This window comes from Bradyrhizobium erythrophlei (genome assembly GCF_042430365.1).
GTDB lineage: Bacteria > Pseudomonadota > Alphaproteobacteria > Rhizobiales > Xanthobacteraceae > Bradyrhizobium > Bradyrhizobium erythrophlei.
Map to the genome: position 1 here is coordinate 106,868 of NZ_JBHMET010000229.1, position 17,466 is coordinate 124,333.

16 protein-coding genes are annotated in these 17,466 nt (G+C 65.0%); all 16 read left to right on the forward strand.

Annotated elements, in window-relative coordinates:
* Nucleotides 1-8: 8 nt before the first annotated feature.
* The 16 genes from nuoE to ACFFWD_RS33050 all read left to right on the forward strand — a co-directional run bounded on the left by nuoE (nucleotide 9) and on the right by ACFFWD_RS33050 (nucleotide 17,461).
* On the forward strand, nucleotides 9-620 hold the full coding sequence (gene nuoE / locus ACFFWD_RS32975) for an NADH-quinone oxidoreductase subunit NuoE (protein ID WP_376972580.1): 612 nt from the start codon (nucleotides 9-11) through the stop codon (nucleotides 618-620).
* Nucleotides 620-832 carry a hypothetical protein gene (locus tag ACFFWD_RS32980; protein ID WP_376972582.1) on the forward strand — a complete coding sequence of 71 codons (213 nt, stop codon included), beginning with the start codon at nucleotides 620-622 and terminating at the stop codon, nucleotides 830-832. Before nuoE ends, ACFFWD_RS32980 begins: the two co-directional genes overlap by 1 nt.
* 19 nt (nucleotides 833-851) lie before the next feature.
* Entirely contained in the window at nucleotides 852-2,177 is a 1,326-nt protein-coding gene (gene nuoF / locus ACFFWD_RS32985; protein WP_376972584.1) for an NADH-quinone oxidoreductase subunit NuoF, read from the forward strand.
* Nucleotides 2,178-2,181: 4 nt separating this feature from the next.
* Nucleotides 2,182-4,257: an NADH-quinone oxidoreductase subunit NuoG gene (nuoG, locus tag ACFFWD_RS32990; protein WP_376972586.1), complete on the forward strand. Its 2,076-nt coding sequence runs from the start codon at nucleotides 2,182-2,184 to the stop codon at nucleotides 4,255-4,257.
* A gap of 10 nt (nucleotides 4,258-4,267) precedes the next feature.
* Nucleotides 4,268-5,338, forward strand: a complete 1,071-nt coding sequence (gene nuoH, locus ACFFWD_RS32995; RefSeq protein WP_376972588.1) for an NADH-quinone oxidoreductase subunit NuoH — start codon at nucleotides 4,268-4,270, stop codon at nucleotides 5,336-5,338.
* Nucleotides 5,339-5,346: 8 nt separating this feature from the next.
* Nucleotides 5,347-5,841, forward strand: a complete 495-nt coding sequence (gene nuoI, locus ACFFWD_RS33000; protein WP_376972591.1) for an NADH-quinone oxidoreductase subunit NuoI — start codon at nucleotides 5,347-5,349, stop codon at nucleotides 5,839-5,841.
* Nucleotides 5,842-5,850: 9 nt separating this feature from the next.
* On the forward strand, nucleotides 5,851-6,489 hold the full coding sequence (locus ACFFWD_RS33005; RefSeq protein WP_376972593.1) for an NADH-quinone oxidoreductase subunit J: 639 nt from the start codon (nucleotides 5,851-5,853) through the stop codon (nucleotides 6,487-6,489).
* Nucleotides 6,486-6,794 carry an NADH-quinone oxidoreductase subunit NuoK gene (gene nuoK / locus ACFFWD_RS33010; protein WP_027537255.1) on the forward strand — a complete coding sequence of 103 codons (309 nt, stop codon included), beginning with the start codon at nucleotides 6,486-6,488 and terminating at the stop codon, nucleotides 6,792-6,794. The genes ACFFWD_RS33005 and nuoK overlap by 4 nt, the downstream gene beginning before the upstream one ends.
* A gap of 7 nt (nucleotides 6,795-6,801) precedes the next feature.
* The gene (gene nuoL / locus ACFFWD_RS33015; RefSeq protein ID WP_376972596.1) at nucleotides 6,802-8,874 is read left to right on the forward strand and encodes an NADH-quinone oxidoreductase subunit L; all 2,073 of its coding nucleotides are present in this window, start codon (nucleotides 6,802-6,804) and stop codon (nucleotides 8,872-8,874) included.
* Complete coding sequence (locus tag ACFFWD_RS33020) at nucleotides 8,874-10,388, forward strand: NADH-quinone oxidoreductase subunit M (RefSeq protein ID WP_376972598.1); 1,515 nt, start codon at nucleotides 8,874-8,876, stop codon at nucleotides 10,386-10,388. Before nuoL ends, ACFFWD_RS33020 begins: the two co-directional genes overlap by 1 nt.
* An 11-nt stretch (nucleotides 10,389-10,399) precedes the next feature.
* A complete protein-coding gene (nuoN, locus tag ACFFWD_RS33025; RefSeq protein WP_376972601.1) occupies nucleotides 10,400-11,836 on the forward strand; it encodes an NADH-quinone oxidoreductase subunit NuoN in 1,437 nt (478 codons plus the stop codon).
* Between the two features lie 58 nt (nucleotides 11,837-11,894).
* Nucleotides 11,895-12,698 carry a biotin--[acetyl-CoA-carboxylase] ligase gene (locus ACFFWD_RS33030; RefSeq protein WP_376972603.1) on the forward strand — a complete coding sequence of 268 codons (804 nt, stop codon included), beginning with the start codon at nucleotides 11,895-11,897 and terminating at the stop codon, nucleotides 12,696-12,698.
* A complete protein-coding gene (locus tag ACFFWD_RS33035) occupies nucleotides 12,698-14,368 on the forward strand; it encodes a ribonuclease J (protein WP_376972606.1) in 1,671 nt (556 codons plus the stop codon). The genes ACFFWD_RS33030 and ACFFWD_RS33035 overlap by 1 nt, the downstream gene beginning before the upstream one ends.
* A 41-nt stretch (nucleotides 14,369-14,409) precedes the next feature.
* Complete coding sequence (gene mce / locus ACFFWD_RS33040) at nucleotides 14,410-14,814, forward strand: methylmalonyl-CoA epimerase (RefSeq protein ID WP_376972608.1); 405 nt, start codon at nucleotides 14,410-14,412, stop codon at nucleotides 14,812-14,814.
* A gap of 4 nt (nucleotides 14,815-14,818) precedes the next feature.
* Nucleotides 14,819-15,094 carry a DUF1467 family protein gene (locus ACFFWD_RS33045; RefSeq protein WP_376972611.1) on the forward strand — a complete coding sequence of 92 codons (276 nt, stop codon included), beginning with the start codon at nucleotides 14,819-14,821 and terminating at the stop codon, nucleotides 15,092-15,094.
* A gap of 363 nt (nucleotides 15,095-15,457) precedes the next feature.
* The gene (locus ACFFWD_RS33050; RefSeq protein ID WP_376972614.1) at nucleotides 15,458-17,461 is read left to right on the forward strand and encodes an autotransporter assembly complex protein TamA; all 2,004 of its coding nucleotides are present in this window, start codon (nucleotides 15,458-15,460) and stop codon (nucleotides 17,459-17,461) included.
* Nucleotides 17,462-17,466: the final 5 nt, after the last annotated feature.

Genomic DNA, 17,466 nt, shown 5'->3' on the forward strand with positions numbered 1-17,466 from the left:
ACTGAACGATGTCCGTCCGCCGTCTTGCCCCGAAGGAATTGCAGCCCGCGAGCTTCACGTTCACGGACGAGAATCTCGCCTGGGCGAAGAAGGAGATCACGAAATATCCGCCGGGCCGCCAGGCCTCGGCCGTGATCGCGATCCTGTGGCGCGTGCAGGAGCAGCACGAGGGCTGGGTCTCGGAAGCGGCGATCCGCGCCGTCGCCGACCTGCTCGAGATGCCCCACATCCGCGTGCTCGAGATCGCGACCTTCTACACGATGTTCCAGCTCGCCCCGGTCGGCAAGAAGGCGCATGTGCAGGTCTGCGGCACGACTCCGTGCCGGCTGCGCGGCGCCGCCGACCTGATCGAGGTGTGCCAGCACCGCATCCATCACGATCCCTTCCATCTGTCGAAGGACGGCAACTTCTCCTGGGAGGAGGTCGAGTGCCTCGGCGCCTGCGTGAATGCTCCGATGGTGCAGATCTGGAAGGACACCTATGAGGACCTGACCAAGGAGAGCTTCGGCAAGGTGCTCGACGGCTTTGCCGCCGGCAATCCGCCTAAGCCCGGTCCGCAGATCGACCGTCAGCTCTCGGCGCCGGTGGGCGGTCCGACCACGCTGAAGGAGATCACCTGATGCGCGGTCTTACGATCCAGGCAACCGGGACGGGGAGGGTCGGTGCGATGAAGAACTGGCGCTACATCGCCCTGCACACCGTGGTTGCCGCGGGCTTCATCTTCCTGCTGCAGCGCTACGGATTGAACGCATCGCTTGAATCCAGCCTGTTGTGGGCCGTGGTGTTCGGCGGCTGCGCCGCCGGGCTCGCTTACTCCCAAGCCAACCGTTGATGTTCGGAAAGTTTTGAGAATGCTCGCCGACAAGGATCGCATCTTCAAGAACCTCTACGGCCTCCACGACTGGGGCCTCGAGGGCGCACGCCGTCGCGGTGCCTGGGACGGCACCAAGGGTATCATCGACAAGGGCCGCGACTGGATCATCAACGAGATGAAGGCGTCGGGCCTGCGCGGCCGCGGCGGTGCGGGCTTCCCGACCGGCCTGAAATGGTCGTTCATGCCGAAGGAATCGACCGACGGTCGGCCGAGCTACCTCGTCGTCAACGCCGACGAGTCCGAGCCCGGCACCTGCAAGGATCGCGAGATCATGCGGCACGATCCGCATCTCCTGATCGAAGGCTGCCTGCTCGCGAGCTTCGCGATGAACGCGCATGCCTGCTACATCTATGTCCGCGGCGAGTTCATCCGCGAGCGCGAGCGCCTGCAGGCCGCGATCGACCAGGCCTATGACGCCAAGCTGATCGGCAAGGACAATGTCAACGGCTGGCCGTTCGACCTTTACGTCGCGCACGGCGCCGGCGCCTATATCTGCGGCGAGGAGACCGCGCTGCTCGAGAGCCTCGAGGGCAAGAAGGGCCAGCCGCGGCTGAAGCCGCCGTTCCCGGCCAATGTCGGTCTCTATGGCTGCCCGACCACCGTGAACAACGTCGAGTCGATCGCGGTCGCGCCCGACATCCTGCGCCGCGGCGCCGCCTGGTTCGCCGCCATCGGCCGGCCGAACAATGTCGGCACCAAGCTGTTCTGCATCTCCGGCCATGTCGAGCGTCCCTGCAACGTCGAAGAGGCGATGGGGATCCCGTTCCGCGAGCTGATCGAAAAGCACTGCGGCGGCATCCGCGGCGGCTGGAGCAATCTGAAGGCGGTGATCCCCGGCGGTTCGTCGGTGCGCATGGTGCCGGCTGAGCAGATCATCGACACGCCGATGGATTTCGACAGCTTGAGCAAGCTGCGCTCCGGCCTCGGCACCGCGGCCGTGATCGTGATGGACAAGTCGACCGACCTGATCCGCGCCATCGCCCGCATTTCCTACTTCTACAAGCACGAGAGCTGCGGCCAGTGCACGCCGTGCCGCGAAGGCACCGGCTGGATGTGGCGCGTGCTGACGCGCATGGCCGAGGGCCGCGCCCACAAGCGCGAGATCGACATGCTGCTGGAAGTGACCAAGCAGGTCGAGGGCCACACCATCTGCGCGCTCGGCGACGCCGCAGCCTGGCCGATCCAGGGCCTGATCGCGCATTTCCGGCACGAGATCGAAGAGCGCATCGACCAGTATTCACACAAGGCCGATATCGACGATATCGGCGTCCGCGATCCCGTGAACATGGTCGCGGCGGAGTAGAGCAATGACCAAGATCATCATCGACGGCAAAGAGATCGATGTGCCGCCGGAGTACACGCTGCTGCAGGCGTGCGAGGCGGCCGGCGCCGAGATCCCGCGCTTTTGCTACCATGAGCGGCTGTCGATCGCCGGCAATTGCCGGATGTGCCTCGTCGAGGTGAAGGGCGGCCCGAAGCCGGTAGCAAGCTGCGCATGGGGCGTGCGCGACTGCCGTCCGGGCCCGAAGGGCGAGCCGCCGGAGATCTCCACCCGTTCGCCGATGGTGAAGAAGGCGCGCGAAGGCGTGATGGAGTTCTTGCTGATCAACCATCCGCTGGACTGCCCGATCTGCGACCAGGGCGGCGAGTGCGACCTGCAGGACCAGGCGATGGGCTACGGCGTCGACACCAGCCGCTTCGCCGAGAACAAGCGCGCGGTCGAGGACAAGTATCTCGGCGCGCTGGTCAAGACCTCGATGAACCGCTGCATTCAGTGCACGCGCTGCGTCCGCTTCTCCGCCGAAGTCTGCGGCGCGCCGGAAATGGGCGCGACCGGCCGCGGCGAGGACATGGAGATCACGACCTATCTGGAGTCCGCGCTGACCTCGGAGCTGCAGGGCAACCTCGTCGACATCTGCCCGGTGGGCGCGCTGACCTCGAAGCCCTATGCCTTCGCGGCGCGGCCCTGGGAGCTCGGCAAGACCCAGTCGGTCGACGTCATGGACGGCGTGGGTTCCGCGATCCGCGTCGATACCCGCGGTCGCGAGGTGATGCGCATCCTGCCGCGTATCAACGAGGCCGTGAACGAGGAATGGATCTCCGACAAGACCCGCCACATCGTCGATGGCCTGCGCACCCAGCGCCTCGACCGGCCCTATGTCCGCGAGAACGGCCAGCTCAAGCCGGCGACATGGCAGGAAGCGTTCGCCGCGATATCAGCGAAGGTCGGCAAGAGCGACGGCAAGCGGATCGGCGCCATCGCCGGCGACCTCGCCGCGGTCGAGGAGATGTTCGCGCTGAAGGAGCTGTTGGCGAAGTTCGGTTCGGCCAATCTGGCGGTGCAGGGCGGCGACGCGTTCGACGCCAAGGCCGGCCGCGGCTCCTACATCTTCAACCCGACCATTGCCGGCATCGATCAGGCCGACGCGCTTTTGATCATCGGCTCGCATCCGCGCAAGGAAGCCGCGGTGCTCAACGCGCGCATCCGCAAGCGCTGGCGCACCGGCGGCCTCAAGGTCGGCATGATCGGCGCCAAGGCCGACTTCACCTATGATCACGACTATCTCGGCGCGGGCACCGACACGCTGGCCGATCTCGTTGCCGGCAAGCACTCCTTCGCCGACGTGCTGAAGAACGCCAAGCACCCGATCATTCTGGTCGGCGCCGGCGCCTACACCCGTCACGACGGCGCGGCGGTGCTGGCGCAGGCAGCGAAGCTCGCCGTCGATGTCGGCGCGCTGAAGGACGGCTGGAACGGCTTTGCGGTGCTGCAGGACACGGCATCGCGCGCCGGCGCGCTCGATATCGGCTTTGCGCCGGCGGGCGGCGACCTCAACGCGGCGCAGATGACGACCTTCGGCACGCTCGACGTGCTGTTCCTGCTCGGCGCCGACGAGATCAAGCCGGCTGACGGCACCTTCGTCGTCTATATCGGCACCCATGGCGATCGCGGCGCGCACCGCGCCGACGTCATCCTGCCGGGCGCCGCCTACACCGAAAAGGCCGGCATCTACGTCAATACCGAAGGCCGGGTGCAGATGGCCAACCGCGCCGCGTTCCCGCCGGGCGAGGCCCGCGAGGACTGGGCGATCCTGCGCGCGCTGTCCGACGTGCTCGGCAAGAGGCTGCCCTTCGACTCGATGCAGGCGCTGCGCCAGGCGATGTTCAAGGCCTATCCGCATCTGATGCGGCTCGACCAGATCGAGGCCGGCAAGAGCGATGATATCAAGGCGCTCGCGGCCAAGGGCGGCAGCGTCGAGAAGGCGGCGTTCAAGCCGACGGTCGAGGACTTCTATTTGACCAACCCGATCGCGCGGGCGTCTGCCGTGATGGCGGAGTGCTCGCGGCTGGCATCGGGCCGAATGCTGACGGCAGCGGAGTGAGCGTGACCTGATGGCTGAATTCTTCGCAAGCTCGTTGTGGACCGGCTTCCTCTGGCCGCTGATCATCATGGTCGCGCAGAGCGTGTTGCTGCTCGTCGTCCTCCTGATCGCGATCGCCTACATCCTGCTCGCCGACCGCAAGATCTGGGCGGCGGTGCAGATCCGCCGCGGCCCCAACGTGGTGGGCCCGTGGGGGCTGCTGCAATCCTTCGCCGACCTCCTGAAGTTCGTGCTGAAGGAGCCGATCATCCCGGCGAGCTCCAACAAGGGCGTGTTCCTGCTCGCGCCGCTGGTCTCCTGTGTCCTCGCGCTCGCCGCCTGGGCGGTGATCCCGATGGATTTGGGCTGGGTGATCTCCGACATCAATGTCGGCGTGCTCTACATCTTCGCGATCTCATCGCTGTCGATCTACGGCATCATCATGGCCGGCTGGTCGTCGAACTCGAAATACCCGTTCCTGGCCGCGCTGCGCTCGGCGGCGCAGATGGTGTCCTACGAAGTCTCGATCGGCTTCGTCATCATCACCGTGCTGCTTTGCTGCGGTTCGCTGAACCTCTCGGCCGTGGTGGAGGCGCAGAACGCCCGCGGGCTCGCCAGCCTGATCGGCCTGCCGCAGCTCACCATCCTGAACTGGTATGTGTGGCCGCTGTTCCCGATGTTCGTGGTGTTCTACGTCTCGGCGCTGGCCGAGACCAACCGCCCGCCGTTCGACCTGGTCGAAGCGGAATCCGAACTGGTCGCCGGCTTCATGGTCGAATACGGCTCGACCCCGTATCTGCTGTTCATGCTTGGCGAGTATGTCGCGATTACCACGATGTGCGCGATGGCGACGATCCTGTTCTTAGGGGGATGGCTGCCGCCGGTGAACCTGCCGCCGTTCACCTGGATTCCCGGCATCGTCTGGTTCGCGCTGAAGCTGTTCTTCATGTTCTTCCTGTTCGCGATGGCGAAGGCGATCGTGCCGCGCTACCGCTACGATCAACTCATGCGGCTCGGCTGGAAGGTGTTCCTGCCGCTGTCGCTGGCGATGGTGGTGATCGTGGCCGGCGTGCTGCAATTCGCCGGCATCGCGCCGAAGTGAGGTTCGCCATGGGTATCAATGTCAACGCAACGGCGCGCTCGCTTCTCTTGTCGGAATTCGTATCGGCGTTCGTTCTCGCCATGCGCTATTTCTTCAAGCCGAAGCCGACGCTGAACTATCCCTTCGAGAAGGGCCCGATCTCGCCGCGCTTCCGTGGCGAGCACGCCCTGCGCCGCTATCCGAACGGCGAAGAGCGCTGCATCGCCTGCAAGCTGTGCGAGGCGATCTGCCCGGCGCAGGCGATTACGATCGAGGCCGGCCCGCGCCGCAACGACGGCACCCGCCGTACCGTGCGCTACGACATCGACATGGTGAAGTGCATCTATTGCGGGCTGTGCCAGGAGGCCTGTCCGGTCGATGCCATCGTCGAGGGACCGAACTTCGAGTTCGCGACCGAGACCCGCGAGGAACTCTATTATGACAAGGCGAAACTGCTCGCCAATGGTGACCGCTGGGAGCGCGAGATTGCGAAGTCGATCGAACTCGACGCGCCGTACCGGTGAGGTGAGGGCATGATCCTTCCGGCGCTGTTCTTCTATCTGTTTGCCGCTGCCTGCGTGGCGTCGGCGGTCATGGTGATTGTCTCGCGCAATCCCGTGCACTCCGTGCTGTACCTGATCCTGGCGTTCGTCAACGCCTCGGGCCTGTTCATCCTGATGGGTGCCGAGTTCCTCGGCATGATGCTGATCGTGGTCTATGTCGGCGCGGTCGCGGTGCTGTTCCTGTTCGTGATCATGATGCTCGACGTCGACTTCGTCGAGCTGCGCGAGGGCTTCATCCAGTACCTGCCGATCGGCATCGTGATCGGCGGCATCTTCATGTTCGAGCTGTTGCTGGTGGTCGGCGCCTGGGTGATCAACCCGCAGGTCGCCAAGACGATCACGGCGGCGATCCCGGCGAATGTGAGCAACACCGAGGCGCTCGGCCTCGTGCTCTACACCAAGTACATCCATTACTTCCAGATGGCGGGCCTCGTGCTGCTGGTCGCCATGATCGGCGCCATCGTGCTGACGCTGCGCCACAAGGCGAAGGTCAAGCGGCAGGACATCAATGTGCAGAACGCGCGGACGCCCGAAATTGCGATGGTGTTGCGCAAGGTGGCGTCGGGGCAGGGGCTCCAGGATGCCGACGCGGCGGAGTGGGTGAAATGACGATCGGGCTCGGGCACTATCTGGCGGTCGGCGCGATCCTGTTCACGCTCGGGATCCTCGGCATCTTCCTCAACCGCAAGAACATCATCGTCATCCTGATGTCGATCGAGCTGATCCTGCTCTCGGTCAACATCAACTTGGTGGCGTTCTCGACCTTCCTCGGCGATATCGTCGGCCAGGTGTTCGCGCTCCTGGTGCTGACGGTGGCCGCGGCCGAGGCTGCGATCGGCCTTGCGGTGCTGGTGGTGTATTTCCGCAACCGCGGCTCGATCGCGGTTGAAGACGTCAATCTGATGAAGGGCTAGCGCGCCGATGTACCAGGCAATCGTATTCCTGCCTCTGCTGGGCGCCATACTCGCGGGGATTATCTCGCTGGTCGGTGCGCATGCGCGCTGCCCGAGCGGCGACACCGTCGACCATCACGACGACGCGCATGGCGATGCTCATGCCTCACATGCCCATGACGATCACGCTCATGACGACCATGCTCATGACGATCACCACGTCTCCGAGCCGGCAGCGGCGGGCTCGCGTGCGGCCGAGCTGATCACCACGGGCTTGCTGTTCGTCTCGGCGGCGCTGTCCTGGTTTGCCCTGGTCGACGTCGGCTTCATGCATCACGACGCTAGCATTCAGCTGTTGCCGTTCATCACCTCCGGCGACCTGCAGGTGTCGTGGTCGCTGCGGATCGACACCCTGACTGCGGTGATGCTGGTCGTGGTCAACACGGTGTCCTCGCTGGTCCACCTCTATTCCATCGGCTACATGGACGAGGACCCGTACCGGCCGCGCTTCTTCGGCTATCTCTCGCTGTTCACCTTTGCTATGCTGATGCTGGTGACGTCGGACAACCTCGTGCAGCTGTTCTTCGGCTGGGAGGGCGTCGGTCTGGCGAGCTACCTGCTGATCGGGTTCTGGTACCAGAAGCCGTCGGCCAACGCGGCGGCGATCAAGGCCTTCATCGTCAACCGGGTCGGCGACTTCGGCTTCGCGCTCGGCATCTTCGCCATCTTCATGCTGGTCGGCTCGACCGATTTCGAGACCATCTTCCACGCCGCGCCGGGCCTGACGGGCAAGACCATCAACTTCTTCGGCTGGCAGGCCGACGCGCTGACGCTGACCTGCTGCCTGCTGTTCATGGGCGCGATGGGCAAGTCGGCGCAGTTCCTGCTGCACACCTGGTTGCCGGACGCGATGGAAGGTCCGACCCCGGTGTCGGCGCTGATCCACGCCGCGACCATGGTCACCGCCGGCGTCTTCATGGTGGCGCGGCTGTCGCCGCTGTTCGAGCTGTCACCGACCGCGCAGGCGGTGGTGATGTTCTTCGGCGCGACGACGGCGTTCTTTGCCGCGACCGTCGGCCTCGTGCAGAACGACATCAAGCGCATCGTCGCCTATTCGACCTGTTCGCAGCTCGGCTACATGTTCGTGGCGATGGGGGCAGGGGCCTATTCGGTCGGCATGTTCCATCTGTTCACGCACGCCTTCTTCAAGGCGCTGCTGTTCTTGGGCTCCGGCTCGGTGATCTACGCGATGCATCACGAGCAGGACATCCGCAACATGGGCGGACTCTGGCGCAAGATCCCCTACACCTTCGCGGTGATGACCATCGGCACGCTGGCGCTGACCGGCTTCCCGCTGTTCGCCGGCTACTTCTCCAAGGACGCGATCATCGAGGCGGCCTATGCAGCCCATAACCCGTTCTCGACCTATGCCTATGGGCTGACGATCGCGGCCGCCGGCCTGACCTCGTTCTATTCCTGGCGTCTGATCTTCAAGACCTTCTTCGGCGAGCCGCACGACCAGCATCACTACGAGGCCGCGCATGAGAGCCCGATGTGGATGCTGGTGCCGATCGGCGTGCTGGCGGCGGGCTCGATCCTGTCCGGTTTCCCGTTCAAGGAGGTGTTCGTCGGCCATCACGGCGTGGAGGAGTTCTTCCGCGAGTCCGTGAAGATGAACCCGCATATCCTCGAGAACATGGAGCACATGCCGGCATGGCTCGTGCCGCTGCCCACCATCATGATGGCGCTCGGCCTGTTCGTCTCGTACATGTTCTACATCCGCCGGCCGTATCTGCCGGTGGAGCTCGCGAACACCCAGCCGATGCTGTACCAGTTCCTGCTCAACAAATGGTACTTCGACGAGCTGTACGACTTCATCTTCGTGCGGCCGGCCAAGTGGCTCGGCTACCAGCTCTGGAAGAAGGGCGACGGCTTCGTCATCGACGGCCTCGGTCCCGACGGCGTGTCGGCCCGCGTGCTCGACGTCACCCGCAACGTCGTGAAGTTGCAGACCGGTTACCTCTATCACTACGCGTTCGCGATGCTGATCGGGGCCGCCGGATTGATCACCTGGTTCATGTTCGGCTTGGGAGGCCAGTAATGACAACCTGGCCTATCCTTTCGGTCACCACCTTCCTGCCGGCCGTCGGCGCGATCCTAGTTTACCTGCTGGCGCGGGGCGGCGACGAGACGGCGAACCGCACGGCGCGCTGGATCGCGCTGTGGACCACGCTGATCACGCTCGCGGTGTCGCTGATCCTGGTCGCGCGCTTCGATCCGGCGCAGACCGAGTTCCAGTTCGTCGAGAAGGCGTCCTGGCTCGCCACCGGCATCACCTACCACATGGGCGTCGACGGAATTTCGCTGCCGCTTCTGATCCTCACCACCGCGATCATGCCGCTCTGCATCATCGCAAGCTGGCGGGCGATCACGAGCCGGGTCGGCGAATACATGATGGCGTTCCTGATCCTGGAAACGCTGATGGTCGGCACCTTCTCGGCGCTCGACCTCGTGCTGTTCTATTTGTTCTTCGAGGGCGGCCTGATCCCGATGTTCCTGATCATCGGCGTCTGGGGCGGTCCGCGCCGGGTCTATGCGTCGTTCAAGTTCTTCCTCTACACGCTGCTCGGCTCGGTGCTGATGCTGCTCGCCATCATGGCGCTGTACTGGAACGCCGGCACGACCGATATCCCGACCCTGATGCACACCGCCGTACCGCGCTCGCTGCAGACCTGGGCGTGGCTCGCCTTCTTCGCCTCCTTTGCGGTGAAGATGCCGATGTGGCCGGTGCACACCTGGCTGCCGGACGCGCACGTCGAGGCGCCGACCGCGGGCTCGGTGATCCTGGCCGCGATCCTGCTGAAGATGGGCGGCTACGGCTTCCTGCGCTTCTCGCTGCCGATGTTCCCGCTGGCCTCGCACGACTTCGCGCCGTTCGTGTTCACGCTCTCGGTCATCGCCATCATCTACACTTCGCTGGTGGCGATGATGCAGGAGGACATGAAGAAGCTGATCGCGTACTCCTCGGTCGCGCATATGGGCTTCGTCACCATGGGCATCTTCGCGGTGACGACGCAGGGCGTCGCCGGCGGCATGTTCCAGATGGTCTCGCACGGCATCGTCTCCGGCGCGCTGTTCCTCTGCGTCGGCATCGTCTACGACCGGATGCATTCGCGCGAGATCGCCACCTATGGCGGCCTGGTCAACCGGATGCCGCTCTACGCGATGACGTTCATGATCTTCACCATGGCCAATGTCGGCCTGCCCGGCACATCCGGATTCGTCGGCGAGTTCATGACGCTGCTCGGCACCTTCAAAGTGTCGCTGCCGACCGCGTTCTTCGCCACCACGGGCGTGATCCTGTCGGCCGCTTATGCGCTGTGGCTCTACCGCAAGGTGGTGTTCGGCGCGCTGGTCAAGCCGTCGCTGATGTCGATCAAGGATCTCACCTTCGGTGAATGCCTGACGCTGTTTCCGCTGATCGCGCTGACCATCCTGTTCGGCGTCTATCCGAAGCCGGTGCTCGATATGTCGGCCGCCTCGGTCCAGCAGCTCGTCAACAATTACAATACCGCCGTGACTGCCGTGAAGGCAGCCGCGCTGGTCGTCCAATAAGGCCTTAGCCCATGAGCTTTTCCAGTGCAGGTTATCAGTTGCAGCCGGTGCTGCCGGAGCTGGTGCTCGCGGTCGGCGCCATGGTGCTGTTGATGATCGGAGCCTATCGCGGGCAGGGGACGACGCGGCTCGTCACCACGCTTTCGATACTGCTCCTGGTCCTGACCGGCGTGCTTGAGCTGTGGCTGCCGCACGGCAAGCTTGTTACCTTCGGCGGCAGCTTCATCGTCGACGATTTCGCCCGCTTCCTGAAGATCCTGGCGCTGATCGGCTCGGCGGCGACCCTGATCCTCGCGACCGAATTCCTGTCCGAGCCGTCGAACCGCACCTTCGAGTTCTCGATCCTGGTGCTGCTGTCGACGCTCGGCATGCTGGCGCTGATCTCGGCCGGCGACCTGATCACGCTCTATCTCGGCCTCGAACTGATGAGCCTTGCGCTCTATGTCGTCGCCGCGAGCCAGCGCGACAACGCCAAGTCCAGCGAGGCCGGCCTGAAGTATTTCGTGCTCGGCGCGCTGTCGTCGGGCATGCTGCTCTACGGCGCCTCGCTGATCTACGGCTTCACCGGCACCGTGAGCTTCGCCGGCATAGCAGCCGCCGCCACCACCGGCAGTGTCGGCCTCGTGTTCGGCCTCGTGTTCCTGCTCGCCGGCCTTTGCTTCAAGATCTCGACGGTGCCGTTCCACATGTGGACGCCCGACGTCTATGAGGGGGCGCCGACGCCGGTCACCGCCTTCTTCGCCTCCGCGCCGAAGGTCGCCGCACTTGCCGTGTTCACCCGCGCGACGCTGACCGCCTTCCCGGGCATCGTCACGCAGTGGCAGCAGATACTGGTGTTCGTGGCAATCGCCTCGATGGCGCTCGGCGCGTTCGCGGCGATCGGCCAGACCAACATCAAGCGGCTGATGGCCTATTCCTCGATCGGCCATATGGGCTTCGCCCTGGTCGGGCTTGCCTCCGGCACCGTCGAGGGCGCGCAGGGCGTGCTGGTCTATATCGCGATCTATGTCGCGATGACGCTCGGCTCGTTTGCCTTCATCGTGGCGATGAAGCGCAACGGCCAGGCGGTCGAGCAGATCAGCGATTTGGCCGGCCTGTCGCGCACCAACCCGCTGCTCGCCTTCTTCTTCGCAATGCTGCTGTTCTCGCTCGCCGGCGTTCCGCCGCTCGCCGGCTTCTTCGCCAAGTGGTACGTGTTCGTCGCCGCGATCAAGGCGAACCTGTTCACGCTCGCCGTCATCGGCGTGCTGACCAGCGTGGTGGGCGCGTTCTATTATTTGTCGATCGTCAAGGTGATGTATTTCGACCAGCCGCACGGCAAGCTCGATCCGGCGCGCATCGAGCTGCGCACCGTTCTCGCGGTCGCCGGCATCTTCAACATCTTCTTCTTCGCCTATCCGGGGCCGCTGGTCAGCGTGGCCACCGCCGCGGCGAAGTCGTTATTCTGACGCGCATGATCCCGAGAGGTGGAGACCGGTCGGAGATGATCATGCGCAAGACCTCAAGATGACGTTCGCGCTCGGGCCCCGAGCCGCATCGGCGGGCTACAGGCTCGCTGCATTCGACCAGATCGGCTCGACCAATGCGGAGGCCATGCTGCGCGCCCGCGACGGTGAACAGGGGCCGATGTGGTTCGTCACCCCGGAGCAGACCGCAGGCCGCGGCCGGCGCCAGCGCGCCTGGGTCGCGCCGCGCGGCAATCTCGCCAGCAGCATCCTCGAGGTCCTGGACGTCCAGCCCGCGGTTGCCGCGACGCTCGGCTTTGCCGCCGGCCTGTCGCTCGAGGCTGCCCTGCAGAAGGTCAGCACGGAGGCCGCGCTGCGGATGGGCCAGGGCCCGAAATACACTCTGAAATGGCCGAACGACGTGCTGGCTGACGGCAAGAAGCTGTCCGGCATCCTGCTCGAAGCCGAGGCGGTCGGACATCGTCTGGCCGTGGTGGTCGGGATCGGCACCAATGTGGTGGCAGCGCCCGAGGGCACGCCGACGCCGGCCGTGTCGCTCGCGGCGCTCGGCGTCCAGATCGGCGCGGAAGAGCTGTTCGCCGCGGTGTCGGACGCCTGGGTCGAATTCCGCGGCGTCTGGGACAATGGCCGCGGCTTTGGCGAAATCCGCCGCCTCTGGCTGGAGCGCGCCGCTGGTCTCGGCGAGAAGGTCGCGATCCAGACCGGCAGCGCGCCGCTCGAGGGCATCTTCGACACCATAGACGAGGCTGGCTGCCTGATCGTCCGCACCGCCGACGGCCGCAGTGTGCCGGTCACCGCCGGCGAGGTCTATTTCGGCACCGCAGCCTCGATGGGAGCAAAGTGATGGCGCGGCCGGACGAACTGACCTTTGCGCCGCTCGGCGGCGTCGGCGAGATCGGCATGAACCTGTCGGTCTACGGCCTCGGCAATCGCCACCAGCGGTCCTTCCTCGCGGTCGATCTCGGCGTCTCCTTCGGCGACGAGGAGCACCTGCCGGGCATCGACCTGATCATGCCGGACATTCGCTTCCTGGAGAAGGAGCGCGACAATCTGATGGGCCTCGTGCTGACGCACGCCCATGAGGACCATTTCGGCGCCATCATCGACCTCTGGCCGAAACTCGGCTGCAAGATCTACGCGACCCAGTTCAGCGCGGCGTTGTTCGAGGCCAAATGCGCCGCCGAGCGCAATCCGCCGAAGATCCCGGTCACCGTGATCCCGTCGGGCGGCCGCGTCGATATCGGGCCGTTCAACGTCGAGTTCATTCCGGTCGCGCATTCGATTCCGGAATCGCACGCGCTGGCGATCAGGACCGAGGTCGGCACTGTCCTGCACACCGGTGACTGGAAGATCGATCCGACCCCGATCGTCGGCCTGCCGACCGATGAGCGGCGGCTGCGCGAGCTCGGCGATGAAGGCGTGCTGGCGCTGGTCGGCGATTCCACCAACGCGGTGCGTGATGGACGCTCGCCTTCGGAGACCGAGGTTGCCGCCACCATCAAGAAGCTGGTCGGGGCGGCCAAGGGGCGCGTCGCGGTCACGACCTTTGCCTCCAACGTTGGCCGGGTCAGGGCGGTTGCCGAGGCCGCTAGGGCCGCCGACCGCGAGCTCGTGGTGGTCGGCCGTGCCATGGAGCGCGTGGTGCAGGTGGCGCGCGAATGCGGCTATCTCGACGGTTCGCACAGGTTCCGCAGCATCGACGTCTACGGCCATTTCCCCGCCGACAAGGTGCTGGCGCTGTGCACCGGCAGCCAGGGCGAGCCGCGCGCGGCGCTGGCGCGGATCGCCAATGACGACCATCCGCAGGTGACGCTGAACAAGGGCGACACCGTGATCTTCTCCTCGCGCACCATTCCCGGCAACGAGAAGGCGGTCGGCTCGATCATCAACAACCTCGTGATGCAGGGCGTCGAGATCATCACTGACCGCGACCACCTCGTGCACGTCTCCGGTCATCCGCGCCGCGACGAGCTGCGCGACATGATCTCCTGGGTGCGGCCGCAGCTCCTGATCCCCGTCCACGGCGAGGCGCTGCATCTTGCCGAGCACGCCAAGCTCGCGCGCGCCGCCGGCGTGCCGAAGGTCTTGACCTGCCGCAACGGCGACCTGGTCAAGCTCGGGCCCGGCGAGCCCGGCATCATCGACGAACTGCCTTCGGGCCGGCTCTACAAGGATGGAACCATCCTGGAGGATTCCAAGTCGCGCGCCGTGGTCGAGCGGCGGCGGATGGGCTTTGCCGGCTGCGCCTTCGTCGCCATCGCCATGACCGCGCAGGGCGAGCTTGCCGACGATCCGGAGGTTGATCTCGTCGGCATGCCGGAGAAGAATGCCGCGGGCGAAGTGCTCGACGACATCGTGTTCGATGTTGTGGTATCGACGGTCGAAGGCCTGCCGCGGGCGCGGCGGCGCGATCCGGATGCGGTTTCGGAATCGGTGCGCCGCGCCGTGCGCGCGGTGCTGAACGAGCAATGGGGCAAGAAGCCGATCTGCCTCGTGCACGTTCTGACGGTCTGACGCGCGCCCGACGGGTGCGCGCAATTTCGAGGGAGAGAGAGATGCTGGGCCGGCTTAATCACGTCGCGATCGCGGTCAAGGACGCCAAGAAGGCCGCGAAGATCTACGGCAGTGCCTTCAATGCCGAGATTTCCGACGCGGTGCCGCTGCCCGAGCACGGCGTCATCACCGTGTTCGTGACGCTTCCCAACACCAAGATCGAGTTCATCGAGCCGCTCGGCGACGCCTCGCCGATCGCCAAATTCGTCGAGCGCAACGCCGACGGCGGCATCCACCATGTCTGCTACGACGTGCCCGACATCATCGCGGCCCGCGACCGCCTGATCGCCGACGGCGCCCGCGTCCTTGGCGACGGCCAGCCCAAGATCGGCGCCCATGGCAAGCCGGTGCTGTTCTTCCACCCGAAGGATTTCTCGGGCGCGCTGGTCGAGATCGAGCAGGCCTGAGGTCATGGCGTACCAGATCTCCACCGCGGTCGCGATCTACTTCGTGTTGTGGTGGGTCGTGCTGTTCCTGACACTGCCGTTCGGCGTGCGCAGCCAGCACGAGGAGGGCGGCGGGCCTCCCGGTACCGATCCCGGCGCGCCGATCATGGCGCGGATGGGACGCAAGCTGATCTGGACCACGCTGATCTCGGCCGTGATCTTTGCGATCGGGATGTGGGCCTACCAGGCCGGCTATCTCTCGATCGAGCGGCTGTCGAAAATGATGGGCATGCCGTTCTAGAAAAGCAGTTCCGGGACAATTCGCGAAATGCCGTCCAATCGCCATAATAGTAAAGCGTGCCTTACGGCACTCTTCGCGCGGTGCCACAGAGTTCGCAGCGCAATTTTTTCGCAGAGCATTTTCTAATCGTAGAGCTTTTCTGAACGTCGTGGTCCCGTTCACGCAACAGGAGATCACGAAGGTGGTTTTTGCTGCTGCCCTAACATTGTCCATCATAGTGTCTATCAACGTGTGATGCCTGTTGAGATGCGGCGACAGGGAGAGCGCGGAGCCTGAGCGACGGAGACTCGGGTTGAGCCGATAGACGAGTGTGGGAGTGGAACAATCCAGAGGACAGTGGTGCCGCGATGCCGGGCTCTTTCGATGGAGCCGGCAAGGCGAAGATATTTTGTCGCCGCGGTGCGGCGGGTCCTGCGTGCGGGTTGTGCCACTGTCGCTGTCGTCAGTTGGCCGCTGTGCGAGCAGGCTCACGCCTTCGACTTCTTCGGCTTGTTTGGTTCCGACGACCCGCCGCCGGTCAGCGCCACGACGCTGTCCTATCGCATCGAGATCGAAGCCAAGACGGCAGATGGCAAGAAGGACGGCGACGCCGAACAGGCATTGCGCGATGCATCCGCTACCTATCGCCTAAGGCAGGAGCCGCCACCGGACGGCGAAGGCCTCGTGCGCCGCTTGCAGGCTGATCTCAACCCGCTGCTCGATACGCTTTGGGGCCTCGGCAATTACAACGCCCAGATCGATGTAACGGTTGACGGAGTTGCCGTCTCCCCCGACGAGACCGGGCTCGCCGTCGCGGTGCGGCGGGCCGATACCTTTCGCAACCGGACGGTGGTTCCTGTCAAGATCACCGCGCGGCTCGGCCCGTTGTTCAAGCTGCGCACCGTTGATGTCGACTATCCGCGCGACCAGGCGCCGCATGGGCTGCCGCGCCGCGCCTTTGCGTTGAAGCCCGGCGATCCCGCGATATCGGCCGATCTGCGCACCGCACAGGTCAAGCTCGTCGACTGGTTCCGCAGCAACGGACATCCGCTCGCGAAGATCGCGGACGTCAAGGCGACCGTGGATCATGCAGCGGCCGCGATGGACCTTCGGCTGCGGGTCGACGCCGGCCCCAAGGCCGGCATCGGCGCCGTCACGATCTCGGGCGGAGATGTCGACCCACGGGTGGTGGCCACCCATGTCCATCTGAGGGAAGGCGAGCCTTATTCTCCCGAGCGGCTCGCTTTGACAAAAACCTCGATCGCCAAGATTCCGGCCATTGGCGGCATTCGCATCCGCGAGGCCGACAAGCTCGATGCCAACGGCAACCTGCCGATCTTCATCGACCTTGCGGAAAGGCCGAGGCACGCAGTGGGCCTCTCGGCGAAATATTCGACGGTCGATGGCCCCGGCATTGCGGGCTATTACGAGGATCGAAACCTGTTCGGCGGCGGCGAGCGCCTGCGGCTCGATGCGTCCGCCTCCCTGTTGCAGCGGATCGATGGCACCTCCTTCAAGGGCTTCAGCAATGTCCATGCCTCCGATTTCGGCGCGCGGTTCACCGGTACCTTCATCAAGCCGGGCCTGTTCGGTGCGCCCAACGATCTCTTGATCGAGGCCACCGCCTTCCGTGAGCGCGTCGGCAACAACGACCTCGGCGGCTATGCCGACGATACGGTACGCGGCACGCTGGGCGTGATCCATCGCTTCTCGGAGACAGCCTCGGTGCAGGCCGGTCTTCAGGTCGAGCAATCGAAATCGCAAGATGTGCTCGGGCGGGTCGATGCAACGCTCGTCGGCTTCACCGCGACCGGTCGCTACGACACGACAGACAATCTGCTCGACCCCACACGCGGCGTGCGCCTCTCCGCAACCGTCAATGCCTACCCGAAGCTGATGGGCTCGACGATCGATCTCTTCGAGGGCCGGGTCTCGGGTTCGGCGTATTACGCGCTCGACGAACAGGCCGACTACGTACTCGCAGGTCGGCTAGCGGCGGGCTCGCTCACCGGAGCACCGCTGGCCGACATTCCGGATTCGCATCGCTTCTTCGCCGGCGGCGGCGGAACCGTGCGCGGTTACGGCTTCAACACCATCTCGCCGATGATGTTCGGTCAGATCACGGGTGGTCGCAGCCTGTTCGAAGGCTCCGCCGAGGTGCGGGTAAGGATCACGCCCACCATCGGCATCGTGCCGTTCCTGGATTTTGGCACCGCCTCGCGCTCCTCTTTGCCGAACTTCAGCGATTATGTCGGCTACGGGGCAGGGCTTGGCCTGCGGTATCTCACGCCGGTCGGCCCGATTCGTCTCGATGTCGCGACGCCGCTGAACCCTCGTCCCGGCGACAGCCGCTATGCGATCTATGTCAGCATTGGGCAGGCGTTCTGATGCGC